General features: G+C 45.4%; 10 protein-coding genes, 2 tRNA genes and 3 rRNA genes. 2 read left to right on the top strand and 13 right to left on the bottom strand.

Translation table 11 applies throughout. From position 1 onward, the window contains the following. Window positions 1-125 precede the first annotated feature (125 nt). The 7 genes from rrf to ACS8FA_RS18420 form a co-directional block, all read right to left on the bottom strand. A 5S ribosomal RNA gene (rrf, locus tag ACS8FA_RS18450) occupies window positions 126-239 on the bottom strand. 190 nt (window positions 240-429) lie between these two features. After that, a 23S ribosomal RNA gene (locus ACS8FA_RS18445) occupies window positions 430-3,285 on the bottom strand. 348 nt (window positions 3,286-3,633) lie between these two features. Further along, window positions 3,634-3,709, bottom strand: a tRNA-Ala gene (locus tag ACS8FA_RS18440). Between the two features lie 9 nt (window positions 3,710-3,718). Then, window positions 3,719-3,795, bottom strand: a tRNA-Ile gene (locus ACS8FA_RS18435). 75 nt (window positions 3,796-3,870) lie between these two features. Next, a 16S ribosomal RNA gene (locus ACS8FA_RS18430) occupies window positions 3,871-5,409 on the bottom strand. The 16S, 23S and 5S rRNA genes sit together here with 2 tRNA genes alongside, the layout of an rRNA operon. A gap of 775 nt (window positions 5,410-6,184) precedes the next feature. Continuing rightward, a complete protein-coding gene (gene pssA / locus ACS8FA_RS18425; RefSeq protein WP_439266436.1) occupies window positions 6,185-7,099 on the bottom strand; it encodes a CDP-diacylglycerol--serine O-phosphatidyltransferase in 915 nt (304 codons plus the stop codon). Between the two features lie 26 nt (window positions 7,100-7,125). Further along, a complete protein-coding gene (locus tag ACS8FA_RS18420; protein ID WP_057758888.1) occupies window positions 7,126-8,013 on the bottom strand; it encodes a 23S rRNA (adenine(2030)-N(6))-methyltransferase RlmJ in 888 nt (295 codons plus the stop codon). A 141-nt stretch (window positions 8,014-8,154) separates the two neighbouring features. Here ACS8FA_RS18420 and ACS8FA_RS18415 point away from each other — a divergent pair, with 141 nt between their 5' ends. Beyond that, a complete protein-coding gene (locus tag ACS8FA_RS18415; RefSeq protein WP_439266433.1) occupies window positions 8,155-8,910 on the top strand; it encodes a 2OG-Fe(II) oxygenase in 756 nt (251 codons plus the stop codon). A 62-nt stretch (window positions 8,911-8,972) separates the two neighbouring features. After that, entirely contained in the window at window positions 8,973-10,190 is a 1,218-nt protein-coding gene (gene dapE / locus ACS8FA_RS18410; protein WP_439266431.1) for a succinyl-diaminopimelate desuccinylase, read from the top strand. A gap of 142 nt (window positions 10,191-10,332) precedes the next feature. Here dapE and ACS8FA_RS18405 read toward each other — a convergent pair whose 3' ends face one another. The 6 genes from ACS8FA_RS18405 to ACS8FA_RS18380 all read right to left on the bottom strand — a co-directional run bounded on the left by ACS8FA_RS18405 (window position 10,333) and on the right by ACS8FA_RS18380 (window position 15,105). Further along, window positions 10,333-10,836, bottom strand: a complete 504-nt coding sequence (locus ACS8FA_RS18405) for a GyrI-like domain-containing protein (protein WP_439266429.1) — start codon at window positions 10,834-10,836, stop codon at window positions 10,333-10,335. A 65-nt stretch (window positions 10,837-10,901) separates the two neighbouring features. Then, the gene (gene iscX, locus ACS8FA_RS18400; protein ID WP_021812734.1) at window positions 10,902-11,111 is read right to left on the bottom strand and encodes a Fe-S cluster assembly protein IscX; all 210 of its coding nucleotides are present in this window, start codon (window positions 11,109-11,111) and stop codon (window positions 10,902-10,904) included. A gap of 176 nt (window positions 11,112-11,287) precedes the next feature. Beyond that, window positions 11,288-11,824, bottom strand: coding sequence for an acyl-CoA thioesterase (locus ACS8FA_RS18395; RefSeq protein WP_201573054.1), 537 nt, complete (start codon window positions 11,822-11,824; stop codon window positions 11,288-11,290). A 278-nt stretch (window positions 11,825-12,102) separates the two neighbouring features. Further along, window positions 12,103-13,503: an NAD(P)(+) transhydrogenase (Re/Si-specific) subunit beta gene (locus ACS8FA_RS18390; protein WP_102092432.1), complete on the bottom strand. Its 1,401-nt coding sequence runs from the start codon at window positions 13,501-13,503 to the stop codon at window positions 12,103-12,105. Next, entirely contained in the window at window positions 13,500-13,838 is a 339-nt protein-coding gene (locus tag ACS8FA_RS18385) for a proton-translocating transhydrogenase family protein (RefSeq protein WP_197707696.1), read from the bottom strand. Before ACS8FA_RS18385 ends, ACS8FA_RS18390 begins: the two co-directional genes overlap by 4 nt. Window positions 13,839-13,953: 115 nt before the next feature. Further along, the gene (locus ACS8FA_RS18380; RefSeq protein ID WP_439266426.1) at window positions 13,954-15,105 is read right to left on the bottom strand and encodes a Re/Si-specific NAD(P)(+) transhydrogenase subunit alpha; all 1,152 of its coding nucleotides are present in this window, start codon (window positions 15,103-15,105) and stop codon (window positions 13,954-13,956) included. Between the last annotated feature and the right edge of the window lie 179 nt (window positions 15,106-15,284).

Below are 15,284 nucleotides of genomic sequence, written 5' to 3'. Positions count from 1 at the left end.
CCAGACAGTCGTTACTCCTTGCTCACCTTTAAATAGGATTTTCTGCGTAGATCATTAGGAATAAAAGATAGACACAAAGAAAATCCCCCGACAAGCTAATGTCGGGGGATTTATCTAGAATAGAGAGCTGACGATGACCTACTCTCACATGGGCGAACCACACTACCATTGGCGCTACGATGTTTCACTTCTGAGTTCGGGAAGGGATCAGGTGGGGCCATCGCGCTATTGTCGTCAGCAAAGGGGGTTAGATATGAGTCTGTTGTTGTTATTGTTGACATCAAGTTTGAGCTTGTTGTCGATCAACTTGTAACCTAACTGAATCAAGGTTAAAGGTGATATCGAAATATTCTTTCTTTATTCTATAAGCCACTACAGCTTATACAAGATAGATTAATTAGACTTGTATACAAACCACTTGGGTGTTGTATGGTCAAGCCAAACGAGCAATTAGTACAGGTTAGCTACACGCATCGCTGCGCTTCCACACCCTGCCTATCAACGTCCTAGTCTTGAACGGCTCTTTAGGGAAATCTAATCTTGAGGTGGGCTTCCCGCTTAGATGCTTTCAGCGGTTATCCCATCCGAACGTAGCTACCGGGCAATGCCACTGGCGTGACAACCCGAACACCAGAGGTTCGTCCACTCTGGTCCTCTCGTACTAGGAGCAGATCCTCTCAAATTTCCAACGCCCACGGTAGATAGGGACCGAACTGTCTCACGACGTTCTAAACCCAGCTCGCGTACCTCTTTAAATGGCGAACAGCCATACCCTTAGGACCTGCTTCAGCCCTAGGATGAGATGAGCCGACATCGAGGTGCCAAACACCGCCGTCGATATGAACTCTTGGGCGGTATCAGCCTGTTATCCCCAGAGTACCTTTTATCCGTTGAGCGATGGCCCTTCCATACAGAACCACCGGATCACTAAGACCTACTTTCGTACCTGCTCGACTTGTGGGTCTCGCAGTTAAGCGCGCTTTTGCCTTTATACTCTTCGACCGATTTCCGACCGGTCTGAGCGCACCTTCGTACTCCTCCGTTACTCTTTAGGAGGAGACCGCCCCAGTCAAACTACCCACCATACATTGTCCTCGGTATTGTTATACCTGAGTTAGAACCCCAACATGACCAGGGTGGTATTTCAAGATTGGCTCCACCAAGACTAGCGTCTCGGCTTCAAAGCCTCCCACCTATCCTGCACAAGTCAGGTCAAAGTTCAATGTAAAGCTGTAGTAAAGGTTCACGGGGTCTTTCCGTCTAGCCGCGGGTACACAGCATCTTCACTGCGATTTCGATTTCACTGAGTCTCTGCTGGAGACAGCGCTGCCATCATTATGTCATTCGTGCAGGTCGGAACTTACCCGACAAGGAATTTCGCTACCTTAGGACCGTTATAGTTACGGCCGCCGTTTACTGGGGCTTCGATCAAGAGCTTCGCTTACGCTAACCCCATCAATTAACCTTCCAGCACCGGGCAGACATCACACCCTATACGTCCACTTTCGTGTTTGCAGAGTGCTGTGTTTTTAATAAACAGTTGCAGCAGCCTGGTATCTGCGACTGCCAACAGCTCAAGGAGCAAGTCCTATCACCATCAACAGCGTACCTTCTCCCGAAGTTACGGTACCATTTTGCCTAGTTCCTTCAGCAGAGTTCTCTCAAGCGCCTTGGTATTCTCTACCTGATCACCTGTGTCGGTTTAGGGTACGATTCGTTTATAACTATTGCTTAGAAGCTTTTCCTGGAAGCATGGTATTTGCCACTTCGCTGTACAAGTACAGCTTGCTATCAGATCTCGGTATAGAATAGCCCGGATTTACCTAAGCTATAAACCTACATCCTTTCACCTGGACAACCAACGCCAGGCTGACATAACCTTCTCCGTCCCTCCATCGCATTATAAACAAGTATCGGAATATTAACCGATTTCCCATCGACTACGCCTTTCGGCCTCGCCTTAGGGGTCGACTCACCCAGCCCCGATTAACGTTGGACTGGAACCCTTGATCTTCCGGCGTGCGAGCTTTTCACTCGCATTATCGTTACTCACGTCAGCATTCGCTCTTGTGATACCTCCAGCATGCTTTACAACACACCTTCACAGGCTTACACAACGCTCCCCTACCACTTGAAAACAAATTCAAATCCGCAGCTTCGGCTCCTAGTTTGAGCCCCGTTACATCTTCCGCGCGGGCCGACTCGACTAGTGAGCTATTACGCTTTCTTTAAAGGATGGCTGCTTCTAAGCCAACCTCCTAGCTGTCTATGCCTTCCCACCTCGTTTCCCACTTAACTAGGAATTTGGGGCCTTAGCTGGCGGTCTGGGTTGTTTCCCTCTCCACGATGGACGTTAGCACCCACCGTGTGTCTCCCGGATATCACTCATCGGTATTCGGAGTTTGCATCGGTTTGGTAAGTCGGTATGACCCCCTAGCCGAAACAGTGCTCTACCCCCAATGGTGTTCGTCCGAGGCGCTACCTAAATAGCTTTCGGGGAGAACCAGCTATCACCGAGTTTGATTAGCCTTTCACCCCTATCCACAAGTCATCCCCTGGCTTTTCAACGACAGTGGGTTCGGTCCTCCGGTGCCTGTTACGGCACTTTCAACCTGCTCATGGATAGATCACTCGGTTTCGGGTCTATACCCTGCAACTAAACGCCCTATTAAGACTCGGTTTCCCTACGGCTCCCCTAAACGGTTAACCTTGCTACAGAATATAAGTCGCTGACCCATTATACAAAAGGTACGCGGTCACCCAACAAGTGGGCTCCCACTGCTTGTACGCACACGGTTTCAGGTTCTATTTCACTCCCCTCACAGGGGTTCTTTTCGCCTTTCCCTCACGGTACTGGTTCACTATCGGTCAGTCAGGAGTATTTAGCCTTGGAGGATGGTCCCCCCATCTTCAAACAGGATTTCTCGTGCCCCGCTCTACTTAATATGTTAACGCTAATGTTTCGAATACAGGACTATCACCTACTACGGTCAGCTTTCCCACGCTGTTCTTCTACATTAGCATTAATCGGCTTCTCCCCGTTCGCTCGCCGCTACTAGGGGAATCTCAATTGATGTCTATTCCTAAGGGTACTGAGATGTTTCACTTCCCCTCGTTCGCTTCCTAATAAATTAGGATACCTACCTTATGGTAAGTGGGTTTCCCCATTCAGAAATCTCCGGATCACAGGATATTGCCGCCTCCCCGAAGCTTATCGCAGGCTGTCACGTCTTTCATCGCCTCTGACTGCCAAGGCATCCACCATGTGCGCTTCATTACTTGACCATACAACCCCAAGTAGTCTTTCGACTTCTAAGTGTCATACAATCTAATTATGATAACGATATCACCTATGTTTATACGCTTGATTCAGTTCTCTTTACTTTTTTTAGTAATCAACCCCTGGGATAACAACTGATGTCGTTAAGAGGTTAATTACTAAGGTTAAGAAGTGCGCGTGAACACGCTCTTCTTAACCCAGACTCATATCTATGTTTTTAAATAGTCTCTATGCTCTCGTCGAGTCACAGATTCTGTATAAAACAGAAAGAAGTAATCAATCACAATCACTTGTTTCTATTTGATACCTATTTTATTTATTAGCATCTAAAGCTTACTTAACCGTCTTAGTAGTGGTGGAGCCAAACGGAGTCGAACCGTTGACCTCCTGCGTGCAAGGCAGGCGCTCTACCAACTGAGCTATGGCCCCATTGTAAAATGGTGGGTCTAGGTGGACTTGAACCACCGACCCCCGCGTTATCAACACGGTGCTCTAACCAGCTGAGCTACAGACCCTAATACGTTTGTTAAAAACGTAAGCTTAAACTAAAGAACAACTTGTTGTGAATTCTTGCTGACCGAATGCGTCTATAAGGAGGTGATCCAGCCGCAGGTTCCCCTACGGCTACCTTGTTACGACTTCACCCCAGTCATCAACCACACCGTGGTGAACGCCTCCCCGAAGGTTAAGCTATCCACTTCTGGTGCAATCAACTCCCATGGTGTGACGGGCGGTGTGTACAAGGCCCGGGAACGTATTCACCGCGGCATTCTGATCCGCGATTACTAGCGATTCCTACTTCATGGAGTCGAGTTGCAGACTCCAATCTGGACTACGATAGGCTTTTTGAGATTCGCATCACATCGCTGTGTAGCTGCCCTCTGTACCTACCATTGTAGCACGTGTGTAGCCCTGGTCGTAAGGGCCATGATGACTTGACGTCGTCCCCGCCTTCCTCCAGTTTGTCACTGGCAGTATCCTTAGAGTTCCCGGCTTAACCCGCTGGTAACTAAGGACAAGGGTTGCGCTCGTTGCGGGACTTAACCCAACATCTCACGACACGAGCTGACGACAGCCATGCAGCACCTGTATTCTAATTCCCGAAGGCACTCCCGCATCTCTGCAGGATTCTAGATATGTCAAGACCAGGTAAGGTTCTTCGCGTTGCATCGAATTAAACCACATGCTCCACCGCTTGTGCGGGCCCCCGTCAATTCATTTGAGTTTTAACCTTGCGGCCGTACTCCCCAGGCGGTCTACTTATTGCGTTAGCTGCGTCACTAAGTCCTCAAGGGACCCAACGACTAGTAGACATCGTTTACGGCGTGGACTACCAGGGTATCTAATCCTGTTTGCTACCCACGCTTTCGAGCCTCAGTGTCAGTATGATGCCAGGAAGCTGCCTTCGCCATCGGTATTCCTTCAGATCTCTACGCATTTCACCGCTACACCTGAAATTCTACTTCCCTCTCACCTACTCTAGCCTAACAGTTTCAGATGCAGTTCCCAGGTTAAGCCCGGGGATTTCACATCTGACTTATCAAGCCACCTACGCTCGCTTTACGCCCAGTAATTCCGATTAACGCTTGCACCCTCTGTATTACCGCGGCTGCTGGCACAGAGTTAGCCGGTGCTTATTCTGCAGCTAATGTCATCGTCCGTGGGTATTAATCACGGAGTCTTCTTCACTGCTTAAAGTGCTTTACAACCAAAAGGCCTTCTTCACACACGCGGCATGGCTGGATCAGGGTTTCCCCCATTGTCCAATATTCCCCACTGCTGCCTCCCGTAGGAGTCCGGGCCGTGTCTCAGTCCCGGTGTGGCTGATCATCCTCTCAGACCAGCTACAGATCGTCGCCATGGTAGGCCTTTACCCCACCATCTAGCTAATCCGACTTAGGCTCATCTAATAGCGAGAGCAGTAAACTGCCCCCTTTCTCCCGTAGGTCGTATGCGGTATTAATACGAGTTTCCCCGTGCTATCCCCCACTACTAGGTAGATTCCTAAGTGTTACTCACCCGTCCGCCGCTCGACGCCTGGTAGCAAGCTACCATCGTTTCCGCTCGACTTGCATGTGTTAAGCCTGCCGCCAGCGTTCAATCTGAGCCATGATCAAACTCTTCAGTTTAATCTTGCTATGAAGCTCTTTAAAGAAGCTTCTAAACTTGGCTCATTTAATCTGGCAAAATCGCTAAAAATTATGTTCGTAATGAATTAACTTTGAGTTTTTCTGCTGTCTTAAATGATAATTTTTATAGTTAATAATCTTCCCGAAAAGAAAAGATAGTCAACTTTATTTTTTAGCATTCTGAATCAGCAAAAATCCACACAAGTTGTTCTTTAGTTATGCTTTTAAATAATGTCTGACACTGTCGTCCAGTGCTAGTATTTCAAACTAAGTAAGTCAGCCAATGTGGCTTATCCTATTTAGCGAGCTGACCATCATATCATGTTTTAATAGTCTGTCAACTTCTTTTTTTAATTTGTTTCAACAAGTTAACTGGGTTATTAATGTGTAATCTACACACTATCTACCTCCAGCTCGTCTTGATGACGTGCGTATTATAGACGCTATATTTATTTAGTCAAGAAGTATTTTCTATTTAATTCAAACAATCTACATTGCTCAAATCTGTAATCCACTTCCCTTTCGACTGGGTGGCATTATACGGAGTTTTAGATAGAAAACAAGGAAACTCTAGAAATAATCTCGGTTATTTTATATCACTAATATCATATCAACCTAACCTATTGTTATCGCTATCAAACTTTAAATACTGTCTTTTATATCTACAGATTTAGCTTTTTTATAGTGGTTAACGTATTTCAGCAGTATATAGAGCGCATTAAAAAAGGAACTTACCTGACGGTAAGTTCCTTTATATAAAGTCTAAATACAGCGTTTAGCTTTTCACTTTCGTTTTAATCGTAGTCACAATACCTGATAACGCATAGATAATACCGATCGCTAAGATACCAACAGGGATATCATAGAGCACGATGCTCATGACTAGCACTCCAATAATAAGCACTACAAAAGGTACTTTCTTTTTATCGAACTCTTTAAAGCTATAGTATTTGACATTGCTGACCATCAGTAGACCACAAGTGACGACCCAAGCTGCAAACAATAGCATGACGGCTGTATCGTATTGACCAATCCACTCGTTATGATCGACTGCAACCATTACAGCGGAAGTCACCAATATAGCAGCCAGTGGACTTGCCAAACCAACAAAGTATTTTTTATCGACGATACCGACCTGAACGTTAAAGCGTGCAAGGCGAAAAGCAGCACAAGCGGTAAAGACAAATGCACAGCCAATACCGATACGACCTAACGGCTCTAAAGCGAAACTATAAATCAAAATAGCAGGGGCAACACCAAACGCTAGCATATCTGCTAAAGAGTCATATTGCTCACCAAATGGACTTTGCGCATTGAGCATACGTGCGACACGACCATCTGCGCCATCAAGAATAGCGGATAAAAAGATAGCCAAAGCTGCCTTATAGAACTCGCCTTGCGTACTCGCCAAAATCGAGTAGAAGCCTGACAGTAGCGATAAGGTAGTGATCAGATTGGGTGCTAAATAAACACCGCGACTAACCACGCGCTTACCTTCGGCGACTTCAGCTTCAATCACCTCAAATGTCAAACCATCATAGCTGTCGTTATCCGCTAGGCGAATATTAAATTCGTGCTCATCAATAAACGGTGGCTGAGTCGCTGCATTATCTTGCAACGAGCCGTCATTTAAGGACGAATTGTTCACAGGTGCATTATTCGGCTGGCCGATAGGTGGCTGAGTCGTCATCTTAATATCCTTATTGGCCGTTATTGCTATTCGCCGACGAGCCAGCGCACATTGGTCGCACTATCAGGCGTCAAGTTTGGCGCGTCTTCTACTTTTAGTACTGGCTGTAAGAAACGTAATATCTCACGTGCATGGTTATCAAACTGCCATGGCGGATTGATAACCAGTAGACCGGTACCGTTTAGACCAACCGCAACATCATTAGGATAAATGTTTAGCTCACAAACCAACTGACGTCTCATTTCAGTACGTTTGAGCTTTTTGTAGAATAGCTCTACGGCTTCGATGTTTTTGATTGGGAACCAAAGCGCATAAGTTCCTTGTGGCCATTTGTTATAAGCTGCGACTAATAAATCGATCAGGCGCGTAAAGTCTTTATGCTCTTGCTCATAAGGGGGATCAAGGAAAATCAAACCGCGCTTTTCTTTTGGTGGAATAACAGCGGTGATACCTTCAAAAGCATCACGATGCTGGATACCAATTGGCAACTTATGTAGCTGATAGTTTAACGCATCGTATTCAGTCGCTTTGGCTTCAAAAGCCTCAGCACGCACGCCAGCATCAGGCTTTTTAGCGGCGGTTTTTTCGACGTGATGGGCCACCCACCATGGCGAACCAGGATAGACTTTATTGTCATAAGTGAATTTGGCTTGCTTGATGCCTTCCATATAATCTTTGACAGCAGCTGGGGCCTTTTCGGTATCTGCTTTTAGAAAAGCTTGAATACCGCCTTTGGCCTCACCTGTTTTGCGCGCTTCTTCACTGCTTAGTGAATACAGTCCACGACCGCCATAAGCGTCAAGCACATAAAACGGTTTGTTTTTCTGCCCCAGTTGATTAAGCAGTTGTACCAATAAAATGTGTTTAACCACATCAGCAAAGTTACCAGCGTGGTAGGCGTGTTTATAGTTCATAATCTCAAAAGTTTAAATAAGAAAAATTGCATCTATGGTAGCATAGGCAGAGTAAAAGATAATGTGGTTTTAGTAAGTGCTTTCAATAAAAACGCATTGAATGACGGTATATTGACAGCTGATTGATAATAATGAGATGAAATGACGCAGATTATTAGCAACCTTAACAAGACAGCGTTGGTCGTTGATCGTCCGATAGGTCAGGATAATCCACCATTACTGCTGCCAGATACTCATAGTGATAGCCAAGAAATTCCTACTCAGCACGTATTGCAAATGTCTGACTTTGCGGTGGACTGGGAATATAAGCTGACGGATAAACAGCTTGATACCTTTGTCACTGACGGCTGGCTCATCATTGATGATGTATTCAATAGTACTGCTTTATTAGCACTACAAGCAGAAAGCGGTTTTATTGACTATCGTGATGCAGAGCTGACCGCTGGTGTTCGCATCAGTGATATTCGCGGTGATAGAATACGCTGGATTACCGAAGACTTTTTTGCAGGTTATTACTATCTACAAAGCATCAATGCTTTGGCCTTGCTATTCAATCGTAGTTTGTTTGCTGGTATTCGCCATAGTGAAGCGCATTATGCGTGTTATCCGACTGGCTTTGGCTATCAATGGCACAGTGACAACCCTGCTGGACGTGATGAACGGGTTATCTCAGCAGTGTTTTATCTCAATGATGATTGGGAAACAACTGACGGCGGTGCACTAGAGGTCGTTGATAAGCATGGCACGCACCATGAAGTGATGCCAGTTGCCAATAGACTAATCATTTTTGATAGCGATTTACGTCATCAAGTACAAACTGCGCATCGCCAACGCTACTCTATCGCTACTTGGATGCGCCGTGACGGTCTTGTACCCTTTGTCGAAGTAGCCATTTAGCATTTATCCTCTACTCTTTATTTATATTTACCATTTTAATTTATTATACAAAAGGCTTATCCATGTCTGACTCTCATAACCAATCAAGCGCATCTCAACACACAACTCATCAGCAAGAAACCTTAGATTTAAGTATTGCACTGTTAGAGCGCCCTTCAGTAACACCCGATGACGATGGTTGCCAAGATATGTTGTCAGCACGGTTAGAACAAGCAGGCTTTGATTGCGAGTTTATGTATTTTGGTGATAGAAAACAAAACGGTGAACATGCCGAAGTCAAAAACTTGTGGGCACGCCGCGGTACTACCGATCCAGTGATTTGTTTTGCTGGTCATACCGACGTAGTGCCAACGGGTGACGAAAAAAACTGGACCTATCCTCCGTTTACTCCAACTATCGCTGATGGGTATCTATGGGCACGCGGTGCCGCCGATATGAAAACGGGTATTGCAGCTTTTACTGTTGCAGCCGAACGTTTCGTTGCCAATCATCCTGAACACAATGGCTCGATTGCTTTTTTAATTACTTCAGATGAAGAAGGCCCGTCAATTAATGGTACGGTCAAAGTGATCGAGACTTTAGAGGCACGTCAAGAAAAAATCACTTATTGTCTCGTTGGTGAGCCATCAAGTACCGATACGTTAGGCGATATCATCAAAAATGGTCGTCGTGGCTCGCTAGGCGCAGAGCTTACCGTTACAGGTAAACAAGGCCATGTCGCCTATCCACATCTAGCATCTAATCCGATTCATGCAGCGATGTCCGCCCTTGCTGAACTGACGTCTACCGCATGGGACAACGGCAATGACTACTTTCCAGCCACGTCATTGCAAATATCAAACATCAATGGAGGCACTGGCGCAACCAATGTCATTCCTGAAACGCTAAATGTGGTCTTTAACTTCCGTTTTTCAACTGAAACGACTGAAGATGAACTAAAGGCAAAAACGCACGCTATCTTTGATAAGCACTTTGTCAATAACAAAGCGAGCTACGATATTCATTGGAAATTATCTGGTCAGCCGTTTTTGACCCCAGAAGGAAAACTGGTTTCAGCCTGCCAAAATGCGATCAAAAAAGTAACCGATGTTGATACGACATTATCTACTTCTGGCGGTACTTCCGATGGACGCTTCATCGCACCAACTGGTGCCCAAGTGGTCGAACTGGGTGTTCGTAATGCAACGATTCACCAAGTGGATGAAAAAGTAGAAGTCGATGACTTGGGCAAACTAGCACAGGTTTACGAAGGTATTTTGGAAAATTTATTATTGGACTGATTATCAGGTTAATTGCGCCTGTCTAATTGATGACATCTATCCAAAGAAAAAGCGCTACCTGATTTAGGTTAGCGCTTTTTTTGTCATTGTTTTTGTCGATCATGGATCGAGCAGCTTAAATTATTTAAGCCAACTACTAGCTTTACTCGATACCAATATAGACATCAACTTGACCGTATTCTAAGTTACCACCGATATAATGCTCAAAGTCTACGTTAAAAGTACGGGTATGCTCACAGTCTGCCGCATTGAAATATTCCCAAGCACTTTCCCATGCATTCATCACAGTGTTAGGCATATAACCTTCTTCAGAAAATACCAAGTACTTTCCTGCAGGAATATCAACCGTCACTACATTACTAGCATTGGCCACATTGTCGCTTTCTGACTGAGCATCTTGCTCGCTGGCTACTTTCCAACTGGCCACAACGTCAAACGCTCCTGCCAGATCATCGCTTTCATAGTTGTGATAAACACCATAAATGTCTTCACCTTCAGGGAGTTCACCCGCGTGATTTTGATAAAACTTCTGCCATAATCTGCCAAGCTTGGCAGTGTCATGGCTTATCTCAGCGTTATTGGTGGTACGAACGCTGATACCGCTACAAGCTATCGCTTCTGGTAGCTCTTTAATTTGTGAGGTCATGATGCGGCCTTTTCTATCTGTTTATTTAGTTTTCTGTTTGTAGCAATGCTGGTAGAACGAATCGATTAATCGGCTTCATCAATCCAATTCATTTGAATGGCTTCTAAGATGCCTTCATTTGATTTTTGTGGATCATCATCAAAGCCTTCAAGCTCAGTTACCCAGCGATGCAAATCAGTAAAGCGAATGTACTGTGGGTCTGTTTCTGGAAACTTCTCGTAAAGCTCAATCGCGATATCTAAGCTGTCTGTCCATTTTAATTTTTGTGGGGTCATAACGGTACCTTATTTTTAGTCGTTTTGAGAATCATCATTTTAAAAACGATGCTATCGTCCTAACATTGACGACTTGATGGGCTCTATCCTACCAAAATTCAGCAAATGATTATAGCCAAGTTATTTTACGATGCTGTTTTTCAATACTGGGTTTCAATACTGTTTTGCGATGTGGCTTAGGCTGATTTAGTCGATTTTACCGCGACTTGGTGCTCATTCCATGTGTTAATGGTATCTGTCAATTGCTCGCCCATCATATCTAATACTTCTGGTGTGCGCATACCTTTACTGTCTGTAAAAACAAACTTAGTCATACCAACGCCCATCAGCTGATTTTTAACAAAGAACCGATGCTCAAAATACACATATTTATGATCCCATCCTGCGACTGCACTGCTAAGCGTCATTTTATCCAAAAATTTAATTTGCTTCAGATAAATCATCTCTTGCATGGCAATCACCCAATTCAACGGTTTAATGCCTTTTTGGTGACAGCACGCCTTTACCCAGCGTGTGACGTTTAGCTCGATAAATGATAAATAACGATAATTGGGTAAATGATCGCGAAATCCCATATCGTGGGGCAAAATTCGATAATGACGGACGGTCGGTGCAGTCAATGTCTCTAGACTGATAATTTCGCTCGTCGATTGATGCTTGAGCTGTTGTTTAAGTAAGCTAACCATAATAAAAAAGCGCAGTAACATGTTCATAAATCTTTCTCTTATTTCATCGTATTTATAATTGGTGATTGTCTATCGTTAAAGCAATTCAGATGGGCTGAAAGGTTAATCAAGCGCAAATCGTATAGTGAGTACACAAAGCACAGTTAATTTTGTGATCATTAGAAACTGACCATAATTGTAAACGACCTCAGTCTATAGTCGGCTTATAAATGCTGCCCACTTTAACGCAAAAAAAGCCACCTCAGTGACTTTCTTTATCTAAAACTTATCTGTGCATGATGATGGTTAAAAACATAGCTTAGAGATTAATGACCGCCGCCATTGATAGTACGTACCATCTCTTCTACCATTTTCTTGGCATCGCCAAAGATCATCATCGTTTTGTCCATGTAGAACAAGCTGTTATCCAGACCTGCATAACCAGTACTCATTGAACGCTTGATGACCATGACCGTCTGGGCTTTACTGACTTCTAGAATCGGCATGCCAAAGATTGGCGAGGTAGGATCATCTTTCGCAGATGGGTTCACAACGTCGTTTGCACCGATAACCAAGACCACATCTGTACTTGCGAAATCTGAGTTAATCTCGTCCATTTCTAAAATATCATCATAAGGTACATCAGCTTCAGCCAATAGGACGTTCATATGACCTGGCATACGACCCGCAACTGGATGGATAGCAAAGCGAACGTTAACACCTTCTTCTTTTAATAGCTCATATAGCTCTTTTACTGCATTCTGTGCACGGCCTTGTGCCATACCATAACCTGGCACGATGACCACGCTGCTAGCATTAGACATGAGGAACCCTGCGTCTTCTGCTGAGCCTGCTTTGTAGTTCTTCGGTGCCCCATCATCGCCGCCTGCGGCAACAGCTGATGTGCCCATGCCACCAAACAAGACATTAAGTAGTGAGCGGTTCATGGCTTTACACATGATGTAAGACAAGATCGCACCTGATGAACCGACCAGAGAACCTGCGATAATCAGCATCGAGTTGCCAAGGGTGAAACCAATGCCTGCTGCTGCCCAACCTGAGAATGAGTTCAATAGCGATACAACTACTGGCATATCACCGCCGCCAATTGGGGCAATCCACATCCAACCAAAGATAACGGCAATCACTGCCATCGCATAGAATGCTGGTAGTGAGTCAGTGACGAAATACACCCCACCGAACCCAATCATCGCAATAAATAGTAGCGCTTGAACCGGTTTTACCCAGCCACCAACCAATGTTTTCGCCCAGCTTTTCGCTGCCAATTTACCAAAGGCAAAAACTGAAGCTGAGAACGTAATTGCACCGATGAAGCAACCGATAAATAGCTCGATGCGAGCAACGGCGCCATGCTGCTGTTCAGTGTGTAATACCGTCGCAAGTGCAATCGCAACCGCTGCCAAACCGACGAATGAATGCATTAAAGCGACTGTTTCTGGCATTTGCGTCATCGCGACCGTTTTTGCCTTCCACATACCAACGAGGGCACCCAACACCATCGCACCGATGATCAACCAAAGCACAGGGCCTTCTGCTAAGAAGAACGTAGTGACGACAGCAATTGCCATCGCTGCCATACCAAAACGGTTACCGCGAATCGCGGTTTTTGGGCTAGACAAACCACGTAACGTTAAAACAAAGAGGATAGCGCCGACTAGATAGAACCAATCTGCATTTGCCGCAATCATTGTTGAGAAATCGTTCATGCGTCACCTCCGGCATCAGTGGTTGCTACTGGTGCTTTTTTTACTTTCGGTTTAAACATCGCAAGCATACGCTCAGTCACCGCAAAGCCACCAAAGATATTGATACTGGCTAAAAATACCGCAAAGGCACCAAGCAAACTGGTCGGTGTAAACATTGAACCATCAATCGTGACGGTCTGTAGCATCGCACCCACGATGACGATACTTGATAAGGCATTGGTTACCGCCATCAATGGCGTATGTAATGCAGGCGTAACGCCCCAAACCACGTAGTATCCGACAAAAATAGCGAGCACAAATACAGTGAAAATCGCTACAAATGGTGTGCTACTCATGGCCGCACCGGCTGGCGCTGCAGCTAAAATAGTGGCAATCATCTAATCCTCCTAAAAATTTATTCATTACTGGCAAATGTGTAGTGACAAAATATGTGGTAATAGACTGTTCAAACTAGCGTTTGGCCAGTCGTACCTGACTGTCATGTGTCACTGCCAGTGCGCCCTGAATCTCGTCTTCCATGTCTAAGTTAAGTGCCAAGCTGGCTGCTGCATCATCGCCAGTAGGTGCAATCAATGTCGTAATAAAGTTAACAAGGTTATTGGCATACAAATCTGACGACTGTGCGGCGAGCTGTGAAGGGATATTGGCGGCACCAACGATACGTACGCCGTTGTCTGTGGTAATGGTTTCGTTAGGCACGCTGCCTTCGACGTTACCACCAGTACCGGCCGCCATATCGATCAGTACGGAACCTGCTTTCATTTTGGCAAGCGTTGCGCCATGTACCAAACGCGGTGCGTTACGACCAGGAATCTGCGCCGTGGTAATAACGATGTCAGCGTTGCTCAATGCTTTGTCCACGACAGCTGCTTGATCTTTGACATATTGCTCTGATGGCGTCCATGCATAACCACCGGTAGACTTAGCTGTTTCAGCCTCCTCTGCGCTCATCGGTACATCAAGCCATTTACCACCGAGTGACTCCACTTGCTCGCGAGCAGTCGGACGTAAGTCACTGGCTTCTACTACTGCACCCAGACGCTTTGCTGTCGCAATCGCTTGTAGACCTGCAACACCAACACCTAGGATAACGACTTTGGCTGGCTTAACGGTACCTGCTGACGTCATAAACATCGGGAAAGGACGCGAATACTCATTGGCTGCGAGCAATACTGCTTTATAACCAGCAAGGTTGGCTTGTGACGACAATACGTCCATATTCTGTGCGCGTGACAGTGTACGAGGCAGTAACTCCATCGCAAATACTGTCGCGCCTTTGGCTGCATAAGTGTCAAGCTGAGTGTTGCGATACGGGTCGAGCATGCCAATGACGATCTGACCAGACGATAAGCTTTCAGTGGCTTCCGCTGGTAGGTCATTGACGGTGGTAATAATCTTAGACTGGGTAATCACCTCGGTACGACTACTGGCAATGTCGGCACCCGCAGCCTGATACAACTCATCAGCATAATATGCTGCTTGGCCTGCACCTGACTGAACGACGACTTCAAACCCAAGTTTACGCAATTTTTTGACTGCGTCTGGGGTTATGGCTACACGGCTCTCGCTCGTGATATCTGCACTGATTACACCGATTTTCATACCGTCTCCTTACTTACGTCCAATGACTATATTTACGTCTCACGACTACCTTTAATACCCTCAACGCACATCTAAAAGCACAGGGGACAAAACCCTCTGATCATGATTAATCCATTACAGCGATCAAAGGTTATCAATTTAATAAATGATAGCTACTTTACCATCATGCCTTTTTATTA

Source organism: Psychrobacter sp. 1Y1 (assembly GCF_051847395.2).
Lineage (GTDB): Bacteria > Pseudomonadota > Gammaproteobacteria > Pseudomonadales > Moraxellaceae > Psychrobacter.
The sequence above is the reverse complement of the archived record's forward strand: the minus strand, read 5'-3'. Positions and strand labels throughout refer to the sequence as shown.

Excerpts from the sequence above, each read along its gene's own strand:
- pssA (WP_439266436.1), bottom strand. The coding sequence starts at position 7,099 with ATGACGACTCAGCCACCTATCGGCCAGCCGAATAATGCACCTGTGAAC.
- ACS8FA_RS18420 (WP_057758888.1), bottom strand. The coding sequence starts at position 8,013 with ATGAACTATAAACACGCCTACCACGCTGGTAACTTTGCTGATGTGGTT.
- ACS8FA_RS18415 (WP_439266433.1), top strand. The coding sequence starts at position 8,155 with ATGACGCAGATTATTAGCAACCTTAACAAGACAGCGTTGGTCGTTGAT.
- dapE (WP_439266431.1), top strand. The coding sequence starts at position 8,973 with ATGTCTGACTCTCATAACCAATCAAGCGCATCTCAACACACAACTCAT.
- ACS8FA_RS18405 (WP_439266429.1), bottom strand. The coding sequence starts at position 10,836 with ATGACCTCACAAATTAAAGAGCTACCAGAAGCGATAGCTTGTAGCGGT.
- iscX (WP_021812734.1), bottom strand. The coding sequence starts at position 11,111 with ATGACCCCACAAAAATTAAAATGGACAGACAGCTTAGATATCGCGATT.
- ACS8FA_RS18395 (WP_201573054.1), bottom strand. The coding sequence starts at position 11,824 with ATGAACATGTTACTGCGCTTTTTTATTATGGTTAGCTTACTTAAACAA.
- ACS8FA_RS18390 (WP_102092432.1), bottom strand. The coding sequence starts at position 13,503 with ATGAACGATTTCTCAACAATGATTGCGGCAAATGCAGATTGGTTCTAT.
- ACS8FA_RS18385 (WP_197707696.1), bottom strand. The coding sequence starts at position 13,838 with ATGAGTAGCACACCATTTGTAGCGATTTTCACTGTATTTGTGCTCGCT.
- ACS8FA_RS18380 (WP_439266426.1), bottom strand. The coding sequence starts at position 15,105 with ATGAAAATCGGTGTAATCAGTGCAGATATCACGAGCGAGAGCCGTGTA.